Origin of the sequence: Clostridium sp. (assembly GCF_029267215.1) — a bacterium.
GTDB lineage: Bacteria > Bacillota > Clostridia > Clostridiales > Clostridiaceae > Sarcina.
This window is the reverse complement of the sequence record NZ_JARIDH010000039.1, coordinates 1-21,990: the sequence shown is the minus strand read 5'-3', so window position 1 is coordinate 21,990 and position 21,990 is coordinate 1. Positions and strand designations below refer to the sequence as shown.

At 29.2% G+C, this 21,990-nt stretch carries 16 protein-coding genes, 5 tRNA genes and 2 riboswitches; of the genes, 5 read left to right on the top strand and 16 right to left on the bottom strand.

The genetic code is table 11. The features are described 5' to 3' along the window. Positions 1-25 precede the first annotated feature (25 nt). The 4 genes from Q1K13_RS06470 to Q1K13_RS06455 all read right to left on the bottom strand — a co-directional run bounded on the left by Q1K13_RS06470 (position 26) and on the right by Q1K13_RS06455 (position 3,000). Entirely contained in the window at positions 26-1,789 is a 1,764-nt protein-coding gene (locus Q1K13_RS06470) for a bifunctional metallophosphatase/5'-nucleotidase (RefSeq protein WP_300348625.1), read from the bottom strand. A gap of 191 nt (positions 1,790-1,980) precedes the next feature. Beyond that, a tRNA-Trp gene (locus tag Q1K13_RS06465) sits at positions 1,981-2,056 on the bottom strand. A 33-nt stretch (positions 2,057-2,089) separates the two neighbouring features. Next, positions 2,090-2,165: transfer RNA gene (locus Q1K13_RS06460), tRNA-Trp, on the bottom strand. Positions 2,166-2,379: 214 nt separating this feature from the next. After that, complete coding sequence (locus tag Q1K13_RS06455; RefSeq protein WP_300348623.1) at positions 2,380-3,000, bottom strand: CBS domain-containing protein; 621 nt, start codon at positions 2,998-3,000, stop codon at positions 2,380-2,382. A 274-nt stretch (positions 3,001-3,274) separates the two neighbouring features. Between Q1K13_RS06455 and tsaE the strand changes: the two genes are divergently transcribed. Genes tsaE through rimI form a run of 3 tightly spaced genes read left to right on the top strand, consistent with a single transcriptional unit; the run spans position 3,275 to position 4,883 of the window. Then, positions 3,275-3,739 (top strand): tRNA (adenosine(37)-N6)-threonylcarbamoyltransferase complex ATPase subunit type 1 TsaE, encoded by a 465-nt coding sequence (tsaE, locus tag Q1K13_RS06450; protein ID WP_300348621.1) that lies wholly within the window; start codon positions 3,275-3,277, stop codon positions 3,737-3,739. Beyond that, positions 3,733-4,437: a tRNA (adenosine(37)-N6)-threonylcarbamoyltransferase complex dimerization subunit type 1 TsaB gene (gene tsaB / locus Q1K13_RS06445; protein ID WP_300348619.1), complete on the top strand. Its 705-nt coding sequence runs from the start codon at positions 3,733-3,735 to the stop codon at positions 4,435-4,437. The genes tsaE and tsaB overlap by 7 nt, the downstream gene beginning before the upstream one ends. After that, the gene (gene rimI, locus Q1K13_RS06440) at positions 4,437-4,883 is read left to right on the top strand and encodes a ribosomal protein S18-alanine N-acetyltransferase (RefSeq protein WP_300348617.1); all 447 of its coding nucleotides are present in this window, start codon (positions 4,437-4,439) and stop codon (positions 4,881-4,883) included. The genes tsaB and rimI overlap by 1 nt, the downstream gene beginning before the upstream one ends. 44 nt (positions 4,884-4,927) lie before the next feature. On the opposite strand, the gene Q1K13_RS06435 is transcribed toward rimI, so the two are convergent. Further along, positions 4,928-5,518 carry an ECF transporter S component gene (locus tag Q1K13_RS06435; protein WP_300348614.1) on the bottom strand — a complete coding sequence of 197 codons (591 nt, stop codon included), beginning with the start codon at positions 5,516-5,518 and terminating at the stop codon, positions 4,928-4,930. 128 nt (positions 5,519-5,646) lie between these two features. After that, positions 5,647-5,763: riboswitch (FMN riboswitch) on the bottom strand. A gap of 101 nt (positions 5,764-5,864) precedes the next feature. Further along, positions 5,865-8,027 (bottom strand): RNA-binding transcriptional accessory protein Tex, encoded by a 2,163-nt coding sequence (tex, locus tag Q1K13_RS06430; protein WP_300348612.1) that lies wholly within the window; start codon positions 8,025-8,027, stop codon positions 5,865-5,867. Between the two features lie 136 nt (positions 8,028-8,163). Here tex and Q1K13_RS06425 point away from each other — a divergent pair, with 136 nt between their 5' ends. Further along, positions 8,164-9,507 carry a M28 family metallopeptidase gene (locus Q1K13_RS06425; protein WP_300348611.1) on the top strand — a complete coding sequence of 448 codons (1,344 nt, stop codon included), beginning with the start codon at positions 8,164-8,166 and terminating at the stop codon, positions 9,505-9,507. A gap of 246 nt (positions 9,508-9,753) precedes the next feature. Here the strand turns inward: Q1K13_RS06425 and prfB are convergent. The 6 genes from prfB to recD2 form a co-directional block, all read right to left on the bottom strand. Beyond that, a protein-coding gene (gene prfB / locus Q1K13_RS06420; RefSeq protein WP_300348609.1) for a peptide chain release factor 2 occupies positions 9,754-10,849 on the bottom strand; the annotation gives its coding sequence in 2 pieces (ribosomal slippage) (positions 9,754-10,770 and positions 10,772-10,849; 1,095 coding nt in all). Between the two features lie 240 nt (positions 10,850-11,089). Then, positions 11,090-13,612 carry a preprotein translocase subunit SecA gene (gene secA / locus Q1K13_RS06415; protein WP_300348607.1) on the bottom strand — a complete coding sequence of 841 codons (2,523 nt, stop codon included), beginning with the start codon at positions 13,610-13,612 and terminating at the stop codon, positions 11,090-11,092. A gap of 237 nt (positions 13,613-13,849) precedes the next feature. After that, on the bottom strand, positions 13,850-14,383 hold the full coding sequence (gene hpf / locus Q1K13_RS06410) for a ribosome hibernation-promoting factor, HPF/YfiA family (RefSeq protein ID WP_300348604.1): 534 nt from the start codon (positions 14,381-14,383) through the stop codon (positions 13,850-13,852). A 450-nt stretch (positions 14,384-14,833) separates the two neighbouring features. Beyond that, on the bottom strand, positions 14,834-15,493 hold the full coding sequence (locus tag Q1K13_RS06405; protein ID WP_300348602.1) for a ComF family protein: 660 nt from the start codon (positions 15,491-15,493) through the stop codon (positions 14,834-14,836). After that, the gene (locus Q1K13_RS06400; protein WP_300348600.1) at positions 15,469-16,431 is read right to left on the bottom strand and encodes a hypothetical protein; all 963 of its coding nucleotides are present in this window, start codon (positions 16,429-16,431) and stop codon (positions 15,469-15,471) included. Before Q1K13_RS06400 ends, Q1K13_RS06405 begins: the two co-directional genes overlap by 25 nt. Before the next feature lie 17 nt (positions 16,432-16,448). Next, positions 16,449-18,683, bottom strand: a complete 2,235-nt coding sequence (recD2, locus tag Q1K13_RS06395) for an SF1B family DNA helicase RecD2 (RefSeq protein ID WP_300348598.1) — start codon at positions 18,681-18,683, stop codon at positions 16,449-16,451. A gap of 138 nt (positions 18,684-18,821) precedes the next feature. Between recD2 and nagA the strand changes: the two genes are divergently transcribed. Continuing rightward, the gene (nagA, locus tag Q1K13_RS06390) at positions 18,822-19,958 is read left to right on the top strand and encodes an N-acetylglucosamine-6-phosphate deacetylase (protein ID WP_300348597.1); all 1,137 of its coding nucleotides are present in this window, start codon (positions 18,822-18,824) and stop codon (positions 19,956-19,958) included. Between the two features lie 92 nt (positions 19,959-20,050). Here the strand turns inward: nagA and metK are convergent, their stop codons facing one another. The 4 genes from metK to Q1K13_RS06370 form a co-directional block, all read right to left on the bottom strand. Then, positions 20,051-21,226: a methionine adenosyltransferase gene (gene metK / locus Q1K13_RS06385; protein ID WP_300348595.1), complete on the bottom strand. Its 1,176-nt coding sequence runs from the start codon at positions 21,224-21,226 to the stop codon at positions 20,051-20,053. A gap of 256 nt (positions 21,227-21,482) precedes the next feature. Next, a riboswitch (SAM riboswitch) is annotated at positions 21,483-21,591 on the bottom strand. A gap of 77 nt (positions 21,592-21,668) precedes the next feature. Beyond that, a tRNA-Tyr gene (locus Q1K13_RS06380) sits at positions 21,669-21,754 on the bottom strand. 5 nt (positions 21,755-21,759) lie between these two features. Beyond that, positions 21,760-21,835 (bottom strand) — tRNA-Thr (locus Q1K13_RS06375). 28 nt (positions 21,836-21,863) lie between these two features. Further along, positions 21,864-21,949, bottom strand: a tRNA-Tyr gene (locus tag Q1K13_RS06370). Positions 21,950-21,990 lie beyond the last annotated feature (41 nt).

Here is a 21,990-nt window from a genome sequence, read left to right as displayed (position 1 = left end):
TTTAAAACAGAACCTATTGATATTATTACCCTAAATTTTTTTCATTTATTGAAACTAAATTAGTGTACTTACCATCTTCTGATGAAGGTATTTTTAATTTGCCTGAGTTAACTAAATCTCTTACCTTTTTATATTTTTCTGAATTAGGATAAATTCCAATTAAAGACCAATTATTTTGTTTTTTTGAGTTTATTATTCCATGCTTAACATTTTTAATATAATCTATGGCAAGATTTCTTATTGTTCCTTCTTCTTCACCATACTCACTTTTAGAATTCCATATCTTTTTAAAATTTTTTCCTTCAAATATTTTGCCTTTTCCTTTTAATTGATTTAATCTATATGAATTCATTCCTAGTTTTAAAACATCTGAATCTTTAACTTCTCTTCCATACTTATACTTAAGATTTTTTATTCTATTTCCTTCTTTTTCTCTTAAATCAATATTATAAGTTACTCCACCAAACATATCATTAGTGCTGTATTTTGAAGATCTTCTATTAGGATTAAAACTTGGAGTTATATCGCCCTCTTTTAAGGTGTTAAAATATCCTGCTGCCCATTCCATATATTTTTTCAAATCTTTTCCTGTTACCTCATAAACACTAATTTCTCCTCCAGTATATCTGTAGTTATAAGCTATATCTTTATTCTTTATATCTCCAAGATCTAATTTAGCCCTATCATTATCTATTGCTAATGCAATGACATCTGCCTTACTATAATATTTTGCTACTTCATGAAAGAAATCAATTAAAGGAGTGTCTTCTATATGTATAGTTGGTATTCCTTTTATGTAGTCTTCACAAACCATGTTAACTCCTTCAAGCTTTCCAATAATGATATTAGCATTTTTTCTCAATTCTTCATGAAATGGCTTTAAAAGATTTTCAATTTCTTTATCAGACTCCCTATTAGCTACCTTAATATTTTCCCCTTTTCTATTTTTTAATATATTTTTTTCATTTTCTTTTTTAAATGTTAATTCTATTTTCGAAACTTCTCTCCCGTATTTACCAGGTTCCATTACTAAAACTCCATTTATAATTTCATTTTCTACCTTATGCATATGCCCTGCTATAATTGCAGTAAGTTCTTTGCAGTTATTAGCAATATCAGAAACTCCAGTATTAGAAATAGCATTTTCATTATTAATTCCCATATGCATAACACCTATTATTGCATCAACTTTTCCATTTAGTTCTTTTATTATTTTTTGTGTTTCCAAAACTGGATTTCTAAATTCAATACCTTTTATATTTTCATGCTTTTCAAATTTACTTATTATAGGAGTATCCATTCCTATAATCCCTATTTTCACATCATTTCTTTCTATTATGGTATAACCATCCATATATCTTGTTCCATCATAGTTATATATGTTTCCTCCTAAAACTTTCCCATTAAATTTGCAAGTTACATGTTTTAATATATCTAATCCAAAATTAAACTCATGATTTCCCATTTCCCAAATATCATACCCAATATTATTCATACCTAAAATCATAGGTTGCTTTGGTCCTTTATTGAATATTTCAACAAAGTTATCTTGTATACAATCTCCTGCATCTATAAGTATTATATTTTTGTTTTTTCTTTTCTCCTCTTTAACAATAGTTGATATTTGAGATAAACTACCTTCCTTGTCTTCTGTGTCTGAAGCATAATCCCAAGGAAGAAATCTACCATGAATATCTGAAGTTCCTAAAATAGTTATTTTAGTTTCACTTAAATCATTTTTATTTTTCTTAACGTTTTCATTTAAAATATTTAAATTTATTTTCCTCATCTCAATCACCACTACAATTAATTTTTTATTACGCTTTAAAAACCTAAAAATCAAAAAATATATACAAGACCAAAAACTAAAGTAATTGACTTGCATCCTAAGGCTTAAAGCAACGAGGTTTTATGCCCTCAATCTATAAATATTATACTTATTTTTAACCAAAAAAAATCAGTGAATTTCTTCACTGATTTTGGCAGGGGCAGTAGGACTTGAACCCACAACCAATGGTTTTGGAGACCACTACTCTACCAATTGAGCCATACCCCTATATTGTGTTAGTATTATGTTTTTGTGTTAATTTGGCAGGGGCAGTAGGACTCGAACCCACAACCAATGGTTTTGGAGACCACTACTCTACCAATTGAGCCATACCCCTGAACACAGAACTTATTATATATTAAAATTTAAATTAACGCAAGACTTTTTTATATAAAAATTTATTTTAAAACAAAATTTTTATATAAATCTCAATTATTATAATACTAATAACAATACATTATTTAATAAAACTACTATTAAATATTTAAGTACTCAACTACTTATTTACTCTAAAATTATTGTAATCTATATAATTCTCTGACTTCTAAAAATTATGCCACTTTAAATCCAGCTTCTTTTAATTTTCTTTTTATTGTTTCAATATCTCCATTTTCAACTCTTACTATGACTTCTTTAACATTGGTCAAAGTTTTAGTATCCACAATTACCACACTTAAAAGATCTCCCTCTTCTTGAGAAATTATTTTAGTTATTTTTGATAATTGCCCTGGAACATCATAAGATCTTATAACTATCCTTTTTCCTTTATTTAATCCAAAAGCATTTGTAAACTCCTTAAATACTGCTTTATGAGTTAATATTCCTCTAAAATCTCCAAACTCATCAACAACAGCAACAAATGATATTCTCATTTTTTCAAGCATTGAAACAGCAGTTTCTATGTTTTCTTCCTTATATATTATAGGAATTTCTTTTTCTATTATTTCATCAACAGTAATATTATTTAATAAGTCATCTTTTCCAATATTATTTTTAAAATAATACTCATATATTGCACTTTTTGAAATAGACCCCTTAAATTCATCAATATCAACTACAGGAATTGATAAAAATTTATTATCCTCCATAATCTTTAATGCATCTTTAAGTAAAGTTTTAGAATTTACTAAATTTAAATTTTCTCTCTTTGTCATAACTGACTTAACTAACATATAAAATCACCCAATCTCCCAATTTATAAACTTCATACTAACTATTATATTCTCTTATTTCTTCTTAATTATATAGCTTTTAAAATTTACCAACCTATTAAATAGAATATGTTTTAAACTCTAAATCTTGATATTATATTAATTTTATCCCAACTCTTTTTATTAAATTTCATAAAATAAAATTTTAAATATAAGCTTAATTCCCTAATACCTTTTCTTTTTCTTTAAATTTGGATAGAATGGTTAAAGAGTGTTATTTAGAAAGGAGATAAATATGGAATTTATAGTAGATAGCGTAGAAAAAACTATGAATATAGGAAGACAAATTGGTTCACTTGTAAATAAAGGAGATATTCTTTGTTTAACTGGAGACCTAGGAACTGGAAAAACTCACATAAGTAAAGGAATAGCAGAAGGATTAGATATTACTGATCATATAACTAGTCCAACTTTTAATATAGTAAATGAATATCACAGCGGAAGGCTTACTCTTTATCATTTTGATGTGTATAGAGTAAATGACCCTGATGAAATAGAAGCCATAGGATTTGATGAGTATATATTTGGAGAAGGAGTTAGCTTAATTGAGTGGGCAAACTACATAGAAGAGCTTATCCCAGAAGAATATATACATATTAAAATAGAAAAATTACCTAAAATGGGTGAAAACTTTAGAAAAATTACTATAAATGGATTTGGTGATAGATATAACTACATAAAGGAGATAAAATTATGTTAGTATTAAGTGTTGATTCTTCTTCAAGCACTGCAACTTGTGCCTTAGTAAGTGATAAAGGACTTTTAGGAGAAATATGTTTAAATGATAAAAAACAACATTCAGTTTTATTAATGGATATAATAGATGATTTACTTAAATATAACAACTTAAAAATTAAGGATTTAGATGGCTTTGTTGTTAGTGAAGGTCCTGGTTCATTCACTGGCCTTAGAATTGGAATGGCCACAATAAAAGGACTAAGCTTTGGAAGTCAGAAACCATCAGTATGTGTTTCATCTTTAGATGCCTTAGCTTATAATATATCAGGTTTTAATGGAATAATTTGTCCAATAATAGATGCCCTTAGAGGAAATGTCTATACTTCTCTTTATAAAAAAGAAGGAAAAGAACTTATTTCTTTAAATGAAAAAGAATGTATTTCATTGACTGAATTAATAGAAAAAATTAAAGAAAAAAATGAACCTGTAATCTTTGTTGGTGATGGAATATCAAAACACAGTGAAGCTTTAAAAGAAGCACTTCCAAAATGTTTCTTTGCACCTAGCCACTCAGCCTTCCCAAGAGCAGCTTCAGTTGGAGAATTAGGATTAAGATTATTGGAAAAAGGAGTTACTCACGATTTAAATACATATGCTCCTGTTTATCTTAGAAAATCTCAGGCAGAAAGAGAATATGAAGAAAGAATGAGATTAAAATAATGAGTTCATATAAAATAGAGCTTATGAATTCTTCTTACGTAGAAGGTGTTTTTGAAGTAAGTAAATTAAGTCTTAAAGAAACTTGGAATAAGGAATCTATAGAAAAAGAACTTTCAAATAAGCTAGCAAAATACCTTGTTGCTTTAGATGGAGATAATGTTGTTGGTTTTGTTGGAATGTGGATTGTCTTTGATGAGGGTGATATAACAAATATTGCTGTTCATCCTAATTATAGAAAACAAGGAATTGGGAATTTACTAATGAATAATCTTATTTCTTTATGCAAAGAAAATAAGATAAATTCCCTTACTCTAGAAGTAAGAGAATCAAATATTAAAGCTCAAAATCTTTATAAAAAACATGAATTTAAAGAAGAAGGATTAAGAAAAAACTTTTATGATAATCCAAAAGAAAATGCAATAATAATGTGGAGACATAATATTTAATTGTTAAAAAAATAGGCTAGAATTTCTAGCCTATTTTTTGTTTATTATCCTAATTTTTCTTTCATTGGTCTGTCTAACATAGGTTCAACTTTAAACACTGAAACAGAGACCTTTTTATATAAAAGGTAAGTTGTTAAACATACTAAAATTCCTTTTATTCCATTGAAAGGAAGTAATCCAACTGTTACATACTTCATTAATTCTGCTTTTGACATATTCATACCAAAAGCCGGAAGAAGAATATATACATTAGCTAATATTCCTAATACTTCCATAGAAATTGTTCCAACTATCATTCCTAATATTGCAGTTTTCTTGGTTTTATTTTTCTTATAAATCATTGCTGCTGGCCATACTAAAGCTATTCCAACTAAGAAATTTGCAAGTTCTCCAACAAATCCAGTACCAGTTCCTTTTACTAATAATATTAATAAGTTTTTCATAAATTCTATTATTATTCCTGATAAAGGTCCAAAAGCAAAGGCTCCCATTAAAGCTGGCATATCACTTAAGTCAATTTTAAGCCAAGGAAAAATAGGTATCACTGGAAAATCAACATACATAAGTACTACTGCAATTGCAGATAAAAGTGATAGTTTGATAAATTTGTTTGTGTTTAAAGTTTTGGTTTTCATTTTGTCCCCTCCCAAAAGTTAATTTCTCTGGGGCTTTAAGTCTTTAATGACTTATTTCAAAATATAAAAGCCCTGATACGAACTTAAACATATCAAGGCATATAAATTCAGAATTTAAATCATTAAAAACTTCTCTTCTTTCATCCAGACTATACTGTCGGCCTCGGAATTTCACCGAATCATGCTAAAATTAGCTCGCGGGCTTTACCGCCGGTGGGGACTTACACCCCGCCCTGAAGACTTTATTTATTTTTTTACTTGCTTGTTATAATTTTAACTTATTTTTTAAACAATTTCAACACTTTAAATAAAAGCTTTCTTTTTTTTTACATTTAAAACAAACCCACTAACCTTCTTTTTTCATTGATAGAGATATTCTTTTTCTTTTTAAATCCACATCTAAAATTCTAACTTCAACAATATCTCCAACCTTAACCACATCCAGTGGATGTTTTACAAATCTATCTGCCATTTGGCTCTTATGAACTAATCCATCTTGGTGTACTCCTATATCAACAAAAGCCCCAAAATCAGATACATTTCTAACTGTTCCCATTAATATCATTCCAGGTTTTAAATCCTTCATTTCAATTACACCAGACTTAAATATTGGTTTAGGTAACTCTTCTCTTGGATCTCTTCCTGGCTTCTTAATTTCTTTAACTATATCATTTAACGTTGGCTCTCCAACTTCTAATTCTTTTGATAAGTTACTTATTCCTTTAGATTTTACTCTTTCATCAATATCCTCTAATCTTCCATTTTTCAAATCCTCTTCTGAGTAACCTAATATTTTTATAAGATTTTTAGCAACACCATATGATTCTGGGTGAACAGAGGTATTATCTAAAGCTTCATCACTTTCCATTACTCTTAAAAATCCTGCACATTGTTCATATACTTTTTGTCCTAATCTTTTAACTTTTAAAAGTTCTTTTCTTCTTTTAAACTTACCATTTTCCTCTCTATATTCAACAATATTTTTAGCAATTGAAGCATTTATTCCTGAAATATAATTTAATAAGGCTGGTGTTGCTATATTTAAATCTACTCCAACATTATTAACACAATCTTCAACTACCCCTTTTAAAGACTCATCTAATTTCTTTTGAGTTACATCATGTTGATATTGTCCTACTCCAATTGCCTTAGGATCAATTTTAACAAGCTCAGCTAGTGGGTCTTGAAGTCTTCTTCCTATAGAAATAGCCCCTCTTACTGTAACATCTAAATTAGGATATTCCTTATTTGCAAGTTCTGATGCTGAGTAAACTGATGCACCAGCCTCTGAAACCACAACATAGAATAATTCTTTTCCTGTTTCATCCTTTATTTCTTTAAGCATTCTTGCAATCACTTCTTCTGATTCTCTAGAGGCCGTTCCATTTCCTAAAGAAATAACTTCTACTCCATATTTTTTAATAAGAGATTTTAATATTTCTATTGTTTCATCAATTTTATTTTGAGGAGCTGTTGGATAAACTGTTGTATTACAAACAAATTTTCCTGTTTCATCTAAGATTGCAACCTTGCATCCAGTTTTAAATCCAGGGTCATATCCCATTACAACCTTACCTTTTATTGGAGATTGCATTAATAAAGCTTTTAAATTAGCTTTGAATATATCAATTGCCCCTTCTTCTCCTTTGTTTGTTAATTCACTTCTTATTTCTCTTTCTATAGAAGGATAAACAAGTCTCTTTAATGAATCTCTAACACTTTCCTCTAAGTATTTATCAGTAATTTTATTACCTTTTAAAACTCTATTATTTAAGAAATCTATTATTTTATCCTCATTGCATGTTATCTTAACTGAAAGAACTTTTTCCTTTTCTCCTCTATTTACTGCTAGAATTCTATGTGATGGCATAGTTCTAACTGGCTCTTGGTAATCATAGTACATTTCATAAGGTGTTTGTTCATCACTTCCACCTTTCACAACTAAAATTCCCTCTCTTTGAACTAAGCCTCTTATCCATTTTCTATAATCAGCATTATCTGATATAATCTCACTAATTATATCCATAGCACCTTGTAAAGCTTCCTCAGAAATTTTAACTCCCTTTTCTTCGTTTATGTATTTACTAGCTTCCTCTTCAATATCTCCAGAAAATTTTCCTGATAATATGATTTCAGCCAATGGTTTTAATCCTCTTTCCACAGCCATTGTAGCCCTTGTTCTCTTCTTAGCCTTAAATGGTCTATATATATCTTCAACCTCTGTAAGCGTAGTTGCTTTTTCTATTTTTACTTTTAATTCTGGTGTTAATTTTTCCTGTTCTTCAATAATTCTTAAAACGTCTTCTTTTCTAGTTTGTAAGTTTCTTAAGTAAGTTAATCTTTCAAAAAACTTTCTTAAAACCTCATCTGTTAATCCACCAGTTATCTCTTTTCTATATCTTGCTATAAAAGGAACTGTATTCCCCTCATCTAACATTTCTATAACACTATTTACTTGCTTTAATGAAATACCAAGTTCTTTTGATAAAATCTCGTTTATATTATTCATAACTTCCTCCTATACTCTACATATTTATTATTATATTACTTCCAATTTTTAATTCAAGAATATTGGTATTTTTTTGAATAAACATATTTTTTATTTCATACCTTTAATTATAAAGTAATATATGTGGAGGATTTTTATGAAAAAGATATACATAGCAATTATAAATGTTATGCTTTGCTCCTTGATTTTAATGGTACATTTTTCCCTTATTTTCAGAAGTAAATTTGACCCTTTTGAAAGAGAACAGGTTTTAGAAAACATAAAATATTTAACATCAGATGAACTTGAAGGAAGGCTTTCTGGTAATACTGGAAATTATCTAGCTCAAGATTATATAGAAAAGTCTTTTAAGGAGAGTCATATAAATAAATTCAACTCTAAATATCTTCACTCATTCAATATAAAAGCTCCAATACCAATAGACGGAACACCTTTTTTAAATGTATTTGATGAAAATAATAACATAGTACATTCTTATAAGTATGGAGTTGATTTTAAAGAAGCATTCATAAATTTTAGAGTTAATAACATAAGTTTTTCTAAAGAAACTGGCTTTAAAAAAATGGACTCCATAATAAAAGGAACCTCTTCATCTAATGAAAACATAGTTTTTCTTTCAACACCCATGGATTCCTTTAATTTTAGAAGTTCCTTTACAGCAGATACTCCCTGCGATTTATATGTATTGGTAGCTCCTAGTTTAATAGAAGAAATTGAAACATATTTAAATAAAGGTTATAAAATAGATTGTTTTCTTCCATATGAAGTGCAAGAAAAAAAAGTTAATAATGTAGCTGGCGTAATAAAAGGTAAAAATCCTTTTCTTCCTCCATTAATATTGACAGCTCACTTTGATCATATGGGAAAAGGTATTTCAGGAGAAATATATAGAGGTGCCTTAGATAATGCTTCTGGCTCTGCATTTTTATTAGAACTATCCTCATTTTTAGCCTCTCTTCCTCCTCCATCTAGAGATATATTAATAGTTTCTCTAAATGCAGAGGAATTTGGATTACTTGGTTCAAAGGATTTTGCATCTAAATATAAAGATGATTTAAAGAATGGAACTGTCATAAACTTTGATATGATTGGTAGTGATAAAAACGTTCCTCTTACCTTTATGAGTGGTGAAAATCAGTGTATTCATAGTAAATTATTAGATAGATTATGTGAAATATGTGATAAGAAAAAAATAACTAATATAATTGAAAAAAAAGATTCCTCAGATCATGCTAGTTTTATAAAAGAAGGATTTGACTCCATAACAATAAATGATGGTGATATAAGTAGAATTCACACACCAGAAGATACCGTAGATTTTATTAGCAAAACAGCAATAGATAGAAGCTTTTCAGTTGTATGGAGTGAAATTTTTCAAAGTTCATACCTCTCATCAGGTTTATTCCTTTTAGATACCAAAGTACTAGTACTGCTTATAATATTACTTTCAATCACTCTAGTATTAAAAATTAAACTATAAAAAATATAAGCTATATAAAAAACTTAATAAGCCATTTAAATAATATTAAGAAAATATCTAGATGAGCTTTAGAGTTTAAATTATTAGGTAGAATGGATTACCTTAAAAAGCTTAAACTGTTTAACACGAAAATAGTTTCAAAGCTTTAATAATCCATTCAAAGTAATAACTATAAATTCTTATGAAAATCTAGTAATTCTTAAAGTATATTTTAAAAGTCTATTTTAGTTTTTATATAGCTTATTTTTATGAATTTAAGTAGGCTATTATGAAGCTATCTATATCTCCATCCATAACTCCACTTACATTTGAAGTTTCAACATTTGTTCTATGATCTTTAACCATTGAATATGGATGAAATACATAACTTCTTATCTGACTTCCCCATCCCATATCTTTTAATTCTCCAGTTAAATCCTCTATTTTTTCCTTATGAGCTCTTTCTTTTAATTCAATAAGCTTAGATTTTAACATCCCCATAGCAGTATCTCTATTAGAAAATTGGCTTCTCTCATTTTGACACTGAACAACAATTCCTGTAGGAATATGAGTTATTCTAACTGCAGACTCTGTTTTATTTACATGCTGGCCACCAGCACCACCTGCCCTATAGGTATCTATTCTTAAATCAACAGGATTGATATCAATATCCTGTTCCTTAGTAAGCTCTGGCAAAACTTCAACAGAGGCAAAGGAAGTCTGTCTTTTTCCATTTGCATTGAAAGGAGAAATTCTAACTAATCTATGAATTCCTTTCTCAGCTTTTAAATATCCATATGCAAATTCACCTTTAACTTTCAAAGTAACACTCTTTACTCCAGCCTCATCACCTGGTAAATAATCTAGTGTTTCTAAGGAATATCCTTTTTTCTCACACCATCTTGTGTACATTCTTAAAAGCATTTCCGTCCAGTCATTAGCATCACTTCCACCAACACCTGTATGCAATGTTAAAATAGCATCATTTCTATCATACTCACCTGAAAGAATTGTCTCTATCTTTAAAATCTCCACTTCTTTACTTAAAGCTTTAACCTCACTTATGATTTCCTTTGCTGTTTCCATGTCATCATCTTCCATAAGTTCTTTTAAAACTTCTAAATCTTCTATTCTAGAATTTAAATTTTTAAAATTATCTATTTTGTCTTTTAATAACTTAGCTTCCTGGGTTACTTCCTGTGCTTTTTTAACATCATCCCAAAATCCAGTCTCTTGCATCTTTAATTCAAATTCTGCACTTTTTTTCTCTAAAGATGGTAAGTCAAAGTGAAGCCCCCATTTCCTTTAAATTATTTTTTAGCTCATGTAACTTGCTTAATTGATTTTCAAGTTCCATAATCATAAAAACTTCACCCCTATCATTAATTATATATTTATACTATAGAGTATATCATCTTCTTTTATCTTTAAATAGAATAAGTCAATAAATTTATTTAAAATAGTATGCTTTTAAATAATATATAAAACTTACTTAACTTAATAAAGTGTAAACACTGAGCATTTTAAAATAAAAGGTGGTTTTAAAACCACCCCTTATATAAAAACTAATTAATATTTTAATTTAGATTAAAGTTTATTAAAATTAAACAACTTCTCTTCCACAACAAGATTTATATTTCTTACCACTTCCACATGGACATAAGTCATTTCTTCCTACTTTAGGTTCTTTTTTAACTGGCTTTTTCTTAACCTCTTGTGAATCTCCACCATGGCTAGCTCCAGTTTCTTGAACTACTCTTTCTCTTTGAGGCTTATCAACCTCAACTTGAACATGGAATAAGTATTTTACAGTGTCTAATTTAATGTTTTGTATCATTTCATCAAACATTGCACTACCTTCCATTTGATATGCTTGAGTTGGATCTTGTTGTTTGTAAGCTCTTAATCCAATACCTTGTTTTAAATGATCCATATCATCTATATGATCCATCCACTTAGTATCAACAACTCTTAATATAATAACTCTTTCTATTTCTCTCATTTGTTCTGAGCCAACAGTCTCTTCTTTCTCTTTGTAAACATCTCTAGCACACTCAATGAATTTTCTAGTTATTTCTTCATCTGATGAAGTTTTTAAATCTTCAACTGTGAATTTTCCGTGAGGTAAAACTATATCCTCTAAATATTTTATTAAATCTCCAAGTTCTTTTTCAAAATCATCTTCATCAATATTACTTAAGTGATTTTGAACAGCTCCACCTATAACATCCTCAATCATAGATTGAACGCTATCTTCTAAGTTTTCACCTTCTAAAACTTGTGATCTTTGTTTATAAATAACTTCTCTTTGTTTGTTCATAACATCATCATATCCTAACAATGTTTTTCTTATATCAAAGTTATTTCCTTCAACTTTCTTTTGAGCATTCTCTATTGACTTACTAACCATTTTACTTTCAATAGCTTCTGTTTCTTCTAAGCCTAGTCTATCAACTACTGATTGAAGTTTTTCTGAACCAAATATTCTCATTAAATCATCTTCTAAAGAGATATAGAATCTTGAATTACCCTTATCTCCTTGACGACCAGAACGTCCTCTTAACTGGTTATCTATTCTTCTTGACTCATGTCTTTCAGTACCTATGATTTTTAAACCACCAACTTCTAAAACACCTTCTCCAAGTTTAATATCAGTACCTCTACCTGCCATATTAGTTGCAATTGTTATGTTTCCTAATTCACCAGATTTAGATACAATCTCAGCCTCTTGTTCATGGTATCTAGCATTTAATACTTTGTGTGGAACACCTTTTCTCTTAAGTAAAGATGAAAGATATTCTGATTTTTCTATACTTGTTGTACCAACAAGAACTGGCTGACCAGTTTTATGTGTTTCTATTATCTCATCTAATATGGCATTATATTTTCCTTTAGCAGTTTTAAATACTAAGTCTGAATGGTCTTCTCTTTGTATTGGTTTATGAGTTGGAACAACGACAACGTCTAATCCATAGATTTCTCTAAACTCATTTTCCTCAGTAAGGGCTGTACCTGTCATACCTGCTAATTTAGTGTACATTCTAAAGTAATTTTGGAATGTTATTGTTGCTAAAGTTTTAGATTCTCTTTGAACCTTAACTCCCTCTTTAGCCTCAATAGCTTGGTGAAGACCATCTGAATATCTTCTACCTTCCATAAGTCTTCCTGTAAACTCATCAACTATTGCGATTTCATCACCTTTAACCATGTAGTCCTTATCTCTTTTCATTACATAGTTAGCCTTTAATGCCTGAGTAATGTGATGTTGTAGTTCCATATTATTAGCATCAGCATAGTTTTCAATTCCGAAAGCTTTTTCTGCCTCTTCTACCCCTTTATCAGTAAGCATAGCAGCATGTGCCTTCTCATCTATTGTATAATCTTCCTCTTCTCTTAATTTCTTAACAAAGAAGTCAGCTATTTTGTAAAGATCTGTTGACTTGTTTCCTGCACCTGAAATTATAAGAGGTGTTCTAGCTTCATCTATAAGTATTGAGTCAACCTCATCCACTATACAGTAATTTAGAGGTCTTTGAACTCTCTCTTCTTTATAGATAACCATGTTATCTCTTAAATAATCAAATCCAAATTCATTGTTTGTTCCATATGTTATATCAGAATTATAAGCCTCTCTTCTTTGGTCATTTGTTAAACCATGAACTATAACACCTGTGCTTAATCCTAAGAAACTATATAATTTTCCCATTTCCTCTTTATCTCTTGTTGCAAGGTAGTCATTCACTGTGATTACATGAACACCCTTTCCAACAATAGCATTTAAATAAACTGGTAATGTAGCAACCAATGTTTTACCTTCCCCAGTTTTCATCTCTGCAATTCTACCTTGGTGTAAAACTACTCCTCCAATTAATTGCTCATCAAAATGTGTCATTCCTAAAACTCTAGTTGAGGCCTCTCTACAAACAGCAAAAGCCTCTGGAAGCATATCATCTAAACTTTCACCCTTAGCATATCTTTCCTTAAATTCAAAAGTCTTTTGCTTTAATTCTTCATCAGACAACTTCTTCATATCAGGACCAAGAGAATTTATTTTTTCTACAACAGGTCTTATTCTTTTAACTTCTCTATCACTATAACTTCCAAATATTTTTTCTAATAATCCCATTATTTTATCCCTCAATTCTATATTTAACCTTATTCTATAATCATTTACTAATATAATTTATAGTATTATCTTCAATTATACAATAAAATTCACTTTATTATATAATAACTACTCAATTATAACATTTATAATATTAAGTTTTCAATAAATGTAATAATTTAGATAAAACTTTTATATAAAATAAAAGATGTGAATAAAATTCACATCTTTTTTATTATAAATCATTCTATTTTATTCTTAATCTAAACCAGGTTCAATCAAACCATAATTTCCGTCTTTTCTTTTATAAACCACATTTAACTGATTTGTTTCTGCATCTTGGAATACAAAGAAATCATGCCCGATTAATTCCATTTGTAGAACTGCTTCCTCTGCTCCCATAGGTTTAACATCAAATCTCTTAGTTTTAACTATTGTTGATTCTTTTTCTTCATCTATATCATTTAATGACTCTATATGAGAAAATCTTAATGAATCATATCTATTTTTCTTTGCTAATTTAGTTTTTTGCTTTCTTATTTGTCTTTCGATTTTTTCTTCAACCAAGTCTATTGACTTATACATATCGTCAGTAGCTTCTTCACCTCTTAATAATACGCCATTAAAAGGAATCATAACCTCTATAATCTGTTTACTTTTTTCTACGCTTAAAGTGGCTTTTGCTTCAACTCCTGGTTCAAAATACTTGCTTAACTTGGATATTTTCTTTTCAACTGAATCCTTTAAAGCATTTGTTAATTCTATATTTTTAGCATGAACTGTTACTTTCATATATTTTCAGCCCCTTTCAAAAAAACAAATAACCTAACTAATGTAAAGGTTTTAATTTATGTTTAAATTATACTATTTTGCTCTTATAAATACAAGTTTAAATTATCACAATTTACTGAAAATTTTAATATATTATATACTCCTTATTTATTTAAGCTTATTTTTTCTTAAGTTATTTATATTACATAAGATTTGACAAAAACAAAAAAAGACTATGAGAATCATAGTCTTTTTTTATAGCTAGTTGACCTGGTTTTTGCCCCCACACTCGCCTACTGGAGCTTTTGCTACCCGGATTCAACCTCTCACTACTAACCCTCTCAGTCTTTATTGACTGGTAGGTCTTACTTCTAAGCCGCACCATGCTCACTAAAACTTTGTTTAGCTTACGTGGATCGTTTCGCCTGCGACTGGCATCGACTTTCAACCACAAACCTAGCTACATTAATATTATATATTACTTTTTGCAATAGTCAATAAAAAAATCTCAATATCTTTAATTTTTTTTAATTCTAGAGTACAATATTTCAAAGTTGAACCTGTTGTAATAACATCATCTAAAAGCAAAATATTCTTTCCCTCTAAAAGTTTTAAATCAATAATTTCAAAGGCTTCACTTACATTTTTATCTCTTTCTTCTTTAGTTAAAGTTTTCTGTTCTTTAACTTTATTTTTCTTTTTTAAAACTTGAGCTACTTTTTTATCTAATCTTTTCCCAAGTTCTTTAGCTAAATATTCGCACTGATTAAATTCTTTTTTCTTCATGGCATCCTTAGCTATAGGAACATATGCTATATAATCTATGTTTAAGTTTTCTTTCTTAATTTTTTCTTCTAATAGTAAAACTAGTATTTCCCCAGCATGAAAATCCCCTTTATATTTTAATCTTAATATAAGGTCTTTTATAATAAAGGAATAATATGAACATATATAAAGATTACATCCTTCAACCTCTAAAATATCATTAGCTCTATCAATCTTTCTATTACACTTGTCACATATTATTTTTCCACCCTCTTTATTACACACATAACATTTTTCTTCTCTTGGATAAATTACTTCTAAAAAGCATTGAAAAATATTTTCTATTCTCCCTCTATATCTCTCCATAAAGTTTCATTAAAGCTTCTTGCTAACCTCCTAGCTATTTCTATCTGTTCATTTTCATCATTACTTAGTAATATTACTTCTCTATTTTTGTATTTATTTTTTCCTAATAATCCACAAGCAAAAATTATTTTTTTATAATCTACAATTTCTTTATTAAAAAAATAAATTATTAAATCACACTTAGGATCATAATCAAAGTAATCCTGTAAAGAATCAGTAATATAAATAATCCCCTCTTTTCTATAATTACTTTCTTCCATAACTTTTAAAATAGATGTATTTTTATTACTTTTTAATATTCTTACCTTATCTTCTAATTTTAAATCCTTAGTATAATAATCATAAACATATTCTTTCTTTATTTCCTTAGGAACATATATAACTAATACCCTTTTCTCTCTAATAAACCATTCTATATACTCATAAAGAATATAAGGCATTGCTTTCTCAAGATTCACCCTAGTCGTTATTAGTCTTGGTTCTAAAAAATGAGTTTTTCTATTTTCATTTAAAACTTCTTTGTGATCAATATTATTAAATATCTTATCAACTGAACATATAATAATTTTTCCACACAAATTTTTTAAGTATATTAAATCCTCATTGCACTCCATAATATTCTTATTAGAATATAAACTAACATCATCAAATATTATTAAATCAAATTTTTCTCTAATTCTAAATATATTTTCAAAAGAAGAAAAATAAAAATTAATAGAATTTACAACATCAGCTCTACAAACTTTTTTACTTTTTCCAACATATAAAACTTTTTCCCCATTTTTTAAGCAATCTTTTACTAAATCATAAACAAACTCTAAGTTTTGATATGGTTCACAAATTAAATTTATGAACTTATTTTCTTTTTTTATATACCATTTTCTTAACATGTTGCTATATCTACTTATTATCTTAGAATTATTACCATATAAACTCACATTAAAATCCTCCCAAACTACTCTTCCTCAAAAATATCATTAGATATTATTTCTTTTATTCTCCAATTTAAAGAAGAATAACGCTTCATACTTCTTGTATTATCAACCATATATTTTAATGCTTTAGGTATTCCAACGACTACAACCATTTCCTTAGCCCTAGTTATACCTGTATATAGTAAATTCCTATTCATAAGAAGTGGTGCTCCCATATATGCTGGCATAATAACAACTGGGAATTCACTTCCTTGGCTTTTGTGTATTGTTATAGCATAAGCTAAATCTAATTCATCTAAATACATAAAGTCATAAACTACTTTTCTTTCCTCATCAAAAATTATAGACATCTTCTTTCCCTCTAAGTCTATACTTTCAATAAATCCCATATCTCCATTAAATACTCCAGAGCCTTCATGTTCTCCTTTTCCAGCTATTCTAGTCCATTTTAGAGAATAGTTATTCTTAATCTGCATAACCTTATCTCCTTCTCTAAAGATGACGCTTCTAAATTCTTTTTCTTTCTTATAATTAGCCTTTGGATTTAAAACACTCTGAATTTTTTCATTTAAGTTTGTAACACCTAAAACCCCTTTTTTCATAGGCACTAATACTTGAATACTTCTTAATTTATCCCATTTTGAATTAAATTTAGGAAGCCTTGTATTTATCAAATCTATTACTGTATTTAAAATTCCTTCTTGAATATCATTTTTAATAAAAAAGAAATCTGTTCCTTTTTCATTTAATTTAGGCATTTCACCCTTATTTATTTTGTGAGCGTTAATTACAATCATGCTCTCTTTTCCCTGTCTAAAAATCTCTTTTAAACGAACTACCTTTGTAAATCCACTTTCAATAAAGTCATTTAACACATTTCCTGACCCAACTGATGGAAGCTGATCCACATCTCCAACAATTATAAGTCTAGTTCCAACTTTAATTGATTTTAACAAAGCATTCATAAGAGTTATATCTATCATAGAAGCCTCATCTATTATAATAACATCAGCCTCTAAAGAATTTTCTTCTGTATTAGTCATAAATAGGCTCTCATCCTTTTCAAAAACACCCATATCAAGCATTCTATGAATTGTAGTAGCCTCTTTTCCAGTGGATTCACTCATTCTTTTAGCTGCCCTTCCTGTAGGTGCACCTAGTAAAACCTTTAATCCACAAGTTTCAAAAATTTCAATTATACACTTAATTATAGTAGTCTTACCTGTTCCTGGCCCTCCTGTTATTATTTCTATTCCATTTTGGAAAGCACTAGTTATTGCATCCTTCTGTGAAGTTGCAAAAGTTATTTTATTTTTCCTCTCAAACTGGCTTATTAAGTGATCCACATCTACATTTATATCTTGAAAATTACTAATTGCTAAAGTTAAAATTCTATTTGTAATTCCAAGTTCACAGTAATAATTAGGAATTGTAAAAACTCCTTCCTTATCATGAACCTTTTCTACTTTTATCTTTCTATCTAACGCCGCATTATTTATATTTTCCTCTATTACACTTTTATCAACAGTTAAAACATTGCTAGCCTCATTTAAAAGTTCTTCTTTAGGCATAAAAGTATGTCCATTAGCACAAAAATCATTAATCACATATCTTATACCACTTTGTATTCTAAAAGGTGAATCCACCTCTATTCCTAAACTTCTAGCTATTTTATCTGATGTTTTAAATCCAATACCTGAAATTTCATCGCATAATATATAAGGATTATTTTTTACAGTTTCTACAGAACTTGCCCCATATTTTTTATATATTTTCAAACATTGATTTATACTCAATCCATGAGTTTGTAAGAATATACTTATATTTTTCAATTCACTTTGCTCTCTATAGGACTCAATTATGGTTTCTAACCTTTTCTTACCAATTCCCTCTATCTCTTTTAATCTTTCAATATTATTATCTAATATATCTAAAGTATCTTTTCCAAACTTCTTTACTATTTTCTTAGCTGTAACAGGACCAATTCCGTGTATTATTCCTGAAGCTAAATATTTTTCTATTCCAGCCTCCGATGTAGGTAATATTTCCTCACACTCTTCAACCTTAAATTGTTTTCCAAATTGAGAGTGATTAATCCAATTTCCTTTTATCTTTAAATTTTGTCCTTCTCTAACTTGAGGAAGCACCCCAACTGCCGTATAAATATTGTTATTTTCCCTAAATTTTATTACAGTATAGCCTGTATCAACACTCTTAAACACTATACTTTCAACTATTCCATTTAACTCTTCCATATTACCTCCTAAAAGGTTTCTCTTAACTTGTTTATTACTATTAATTATATCACAATTGTTAATTTTAAATCATAAACTTTATTCCATTGACTTAGTGAAATGAAAATCTTAAGATTAATAATGAGGAAGGTGATTCGTATGTTAATAAAAAATTGTAACATAGTATATTTAGACAAAATTGAGTCTGGAAATGTACTAGTTGAAAATGGAAAGATTAAATCTATAAATCCTGAAAATGAAGTTAATTGTGAAATTATAGATGGAAAAGGTCTTTATCTAGCTCCTGGATTTATAGATGTTCATATACATGGTGCTGGTGGACATGACACTATGGATGGTACCTATGAAGCTATAAATGAAATTGCAAAGGTTATAGTTAAACATGGTACTACTTCATTCTTACCAACAACAATGACAGTGGCTTCAGACGATATATGTAAGTCAATGGAGGCTATACACAAAGCTAAAAATGAAGGCACAGATGGAGCTAACGTTTTAGGTGCTCATCTTGAAGGACCATTTATAAGTCCTAAGGCTATCGGAGCTCAAAATCCAGATTTCTTAATAGCTCCAACAAAGGAAAACTTCTATAAATTAGTTGGTGAAAATGAAAATGATGTTGTTTCAATAACTCTTGCTCCAGAAATAGATGGTGCTAAAGAACTTATTAAATTCTTAAGTGAAAAAGGAATAGTAGTTTCAATGGGACATACTAAAGCTACTTATGAAGAAGCTATAGAAGGCATAAAGTGTGGATGCTCACATGCTACTCACTTATTCAATGCTATGACACCATTTACTCACAGAGAACCAGGGGTTGTAGGGGCTGTTTTTGATACAGATATAACTACTGAGACAATTTCAGATGGAATTCATATATCATATCCTAGTTTAAGAGTTGCCTATAAACAAAAAAGTACTGATAAAGTATTATTAATAACAGATGCTATGATGGCTTGTTGTATGCCTGATGGAATGTATTCTTTAGGTGGTCAAGATGTTGAAGTTAAAAATGGAGCTGCTAGATTATTATCTGGTTCATTAGCAGGTTCTATATTAACTTTAGATATAGCTGTTAAAAATATATTTAAAAACACAAACTACCCACTTTATGAAGTTATAAAAATGGCTACTTTCAATGGAGCTAGACACTGTAAAGTTGATGATAGAAAAGGATTAATTAAAGAAGGTTATGATGCTGATTTAATTCTTTTCGATGAAGATATAAATATAAAATATGTAATAGTAAATGGAAAGCTTGTTCATAAAGCATAATATCAATATAAAAAAATTTAAATTATTTTAGTTTAAATTTAATAAAAAAAACAAAAACCAATTGAGTTTATCTCAATTGGTTTTTGTTTTTATTAAAGATATTTCTTTATTTCTTCAACTTTATTTAAGTTTTCCCATGGAAGTTCAACATCTGTTCTTCCAAAATGTCCATAAGCAGCTGTTTGCTTGTAAATAGGTCTTCTTAAATCTAAGTCTCTTATTATAGCACCTGGTCTTAAATCAAATACTTTATTTATTATATCAACAATTTTACTATCTGATATTTTTCCTGTTCCAAAAGTATCAACTATTATTGATACTGGCTTAGCAACACCGATTGCATATGCAACTTGAACCTCTAATTTATCTGCAACACCTGCAGCAACTAAGTTCTTAGCAACCCATCTAGCTGCATAAGCTGCTGATCTGTCAACCTTAGTTGGGTCTTTTCCTGAGAAAGCACCACCACCGTGTCTTCCATATCCACCATAAGTATCAACTATTATTTTTCTTCCTGTTAATCCAGCATCACCTTGAGGTCCTCCAATAACGAATCTTCCTGTTGGATTGATGTAGTATTTAGTATTTTCATCTAATAACTCAGCTGGAATAACAGCCTTTATTACATGCTCCATTAAATCTTTTTGAATTTGTTCTTGGGAAACGTCTGGACCATGTTGAGTTGATATTACTATAGCATCAATTCTAACAGGTTTATTATCTTCATACTCAACAGTAACCTGAGTTTTTCCATCTGGTCTTAAGTAAGGTAAAGTTCCGTTCTTTCTTACTTCTGTTAATCTTCTTGATAATCTATGAGCCATAGCTATTGGTGCTGGCATAAATTCTTCTGTTTCGTTAGTAGCGAAACCAAACATCATCCCTTGATCTCCTGCTCCAACAGCATCTATATCAATTTTTTCTCCTGCTCTTGACTCTAAAGCCTCATCAACTCCCATAGCTATGTCTGATGATTGTTCATCAATTGTAGTCATAACTGAACAAGTTTCACAGTCGAAACCATATTTAGCTCTATCATATCCTATATTTTTAATAGTCTCTCTTGCTATTTTAGGGATATCAACATAACAATTTGTTGTTATTTCTCCCATAACCATTACTAATCCAGTAGTAACGGCTGTTTCACAAGCAACTCTTGCATTTGGATCTTTCTCAAAGATAGCATCTAAAACTGCATCTGAGATTTGGTCGCATATTTTATCTGGATGTCCTTCTGTAACTGACTCTGATGTAAATAATCTTCTCATGTTTATATAACTACCCTATAAATTAATTAGGATAGCTAATTCACCCCTTTCAAATTATTTTTTTATTTGTTGAAAAACCCTAAATATTTTCTTAAATTACTATATTCAATATTTAAAATAATATCTAAACCTTATGTTTAATATTTCATATATTTTAATGCGCGCTTTCAAAATATATTTTATACTAAATAAAAAATCTCTTCTTAAATCCTTTTAGAATTAAGAAGAGATTCTAGTTATACACTAAATTTATCTTCTCTCATCTTGTAAAGATTTTTTTCTTTACCGGAATTGGCACCGTAGTGATTTCTCACTGGTTGCCGGGTTTCATTGGGCCTTATTCCCTCCACCTCTCTGGATAAGAGTATATAAATACTAAATATTCTGTTTTAACTTTAATATTATTTTAAACAAAGAGACACTTTAAACAAGTGTCTCTTGCTGGTGGTGGAAGAAGGATTCGAACCTTCGAAGTCGTCCGACAACAGATTTACAGTCTGCCCCCTTTGGCCACTCGGGAATTCCACCACATATGGAGCTGGTGATCGGACTTGAACCGATAACCTGCTGATTACAAGTCAGCTGCTCTGCCAATTGAGCCACACCAGCACAGTGTTTAATATTTTATTTTTATAAATGGTGGTGGAAGAAGGATTCGAACCTTCGAAGTCGTCCGACAACAGATTTACAGTCTGCCCCCTTTGGCCACTCGGGAATTCCACCACTTATGGAGCTGATGATCGGACTTGAACCGATAACCTGCT

What these genes read in the sequence shown, in the direction of transcription:
- Q1K13_RS06470 (WP_300348625.1), bottom strand. Translation starts at nt 1,789, where the DNA reads ATGAGGAAAATAAATTTAAATATTTTAAATGAAAACGTTAAGAAAAAT.
- nagA (WP_300348597.1), top strand. Translation starts at nt 18,822, where the DNA reads ATGTTAATAAAAAATTGTAACATAGTATATTTAGACAAAATTGAGTCT.
- Q1K13_RS06435 (WP_300348614.1), bottom strand. Translation starts at nt 5,518, where the DNA reads ATGAAAACCAAAACTTTAAACACAAACAAATTTATCAAACTATCACTT.
- hpf (WP_300348604.1), bottom strand. Translation starts at nt 14,383, where the DNA reads ATGAAAGTAACAGTTCATGCTAAAAATATAGAATTAACAAATGCTTTA.
- metK (WP_300348595.1), bottom strand. Translation starts at nt 21,226, where the DNA reads ATGAGAAGATTATTTACATCAGAGTCAGTTACAGAAGGACATCCAGAT.
- recD2 (WP_300348598.1), bottom strand. Translation starts at nt 18,683, where the DNA reads ATGGAAGAGTTAAATGGAATAGTTGAAAGTATAGTGTTTAAGAGTGTT.
- Q1K13_RS06425 (WP_300348611.1), top strand. Translation starts at nt 8,164, where the DNA reads ATGAAAAAGATATACATAGCAATTATAAATGTTATGCTTTGCTCCTTG.
- Q1K13_RS06405 (WP_300348602.1), bottom strand. Translation starts at nt 15,493, where the DNA reads ATGGAGAGATATAGAGGGAGAATAGAAAATATTTTTCAATGCTTTTTA.
- rimI (WP_300348617.1), top strand. Translation starts at nt 4,437, where the DNA reads ATGAGTTCATATAAAATAGAGCTTATGAATTCTTCTTACGTAGAAGGT.
- Q1K13_RS06455 (WP_300348623.1), bottom strand. Translation starts at nt 3,000, where the DNA reads ATGTTAGTTAAGTCAGTTATGACAAAGAGAGAAAATTTAAATTTAGTA.
- tsaE (WP_300348621.1), top strand. Translation starts at nt 3,275, where the DNA reads ATGGAATTTATAGTAGATAGCGTAGAAAAAACTATGAATATAGGAAGA.
- tsaB (WP_300348619.1), top strand. Translation starts at nt 3,733, where the DNA reads ATGTTAGTATTAAGTGTTGATTCTTCTTCAAGCACTGCAACTTGTGCC.
- secA (WP_300348607.1), bottom strand. Translation starts at nt 13,612, where the DNA reads ATGGGATTATTAGAAAAAATATTTGGAAGTTATAGTGATAGAGAAGTT.
- tex (WP_300348612.1), bottom strand. Translation starts at nt 8,027, where the DNA reads ATGAATAATATAAACGAGATTTTATCAAAAGAACTTGGTATTTCATTA.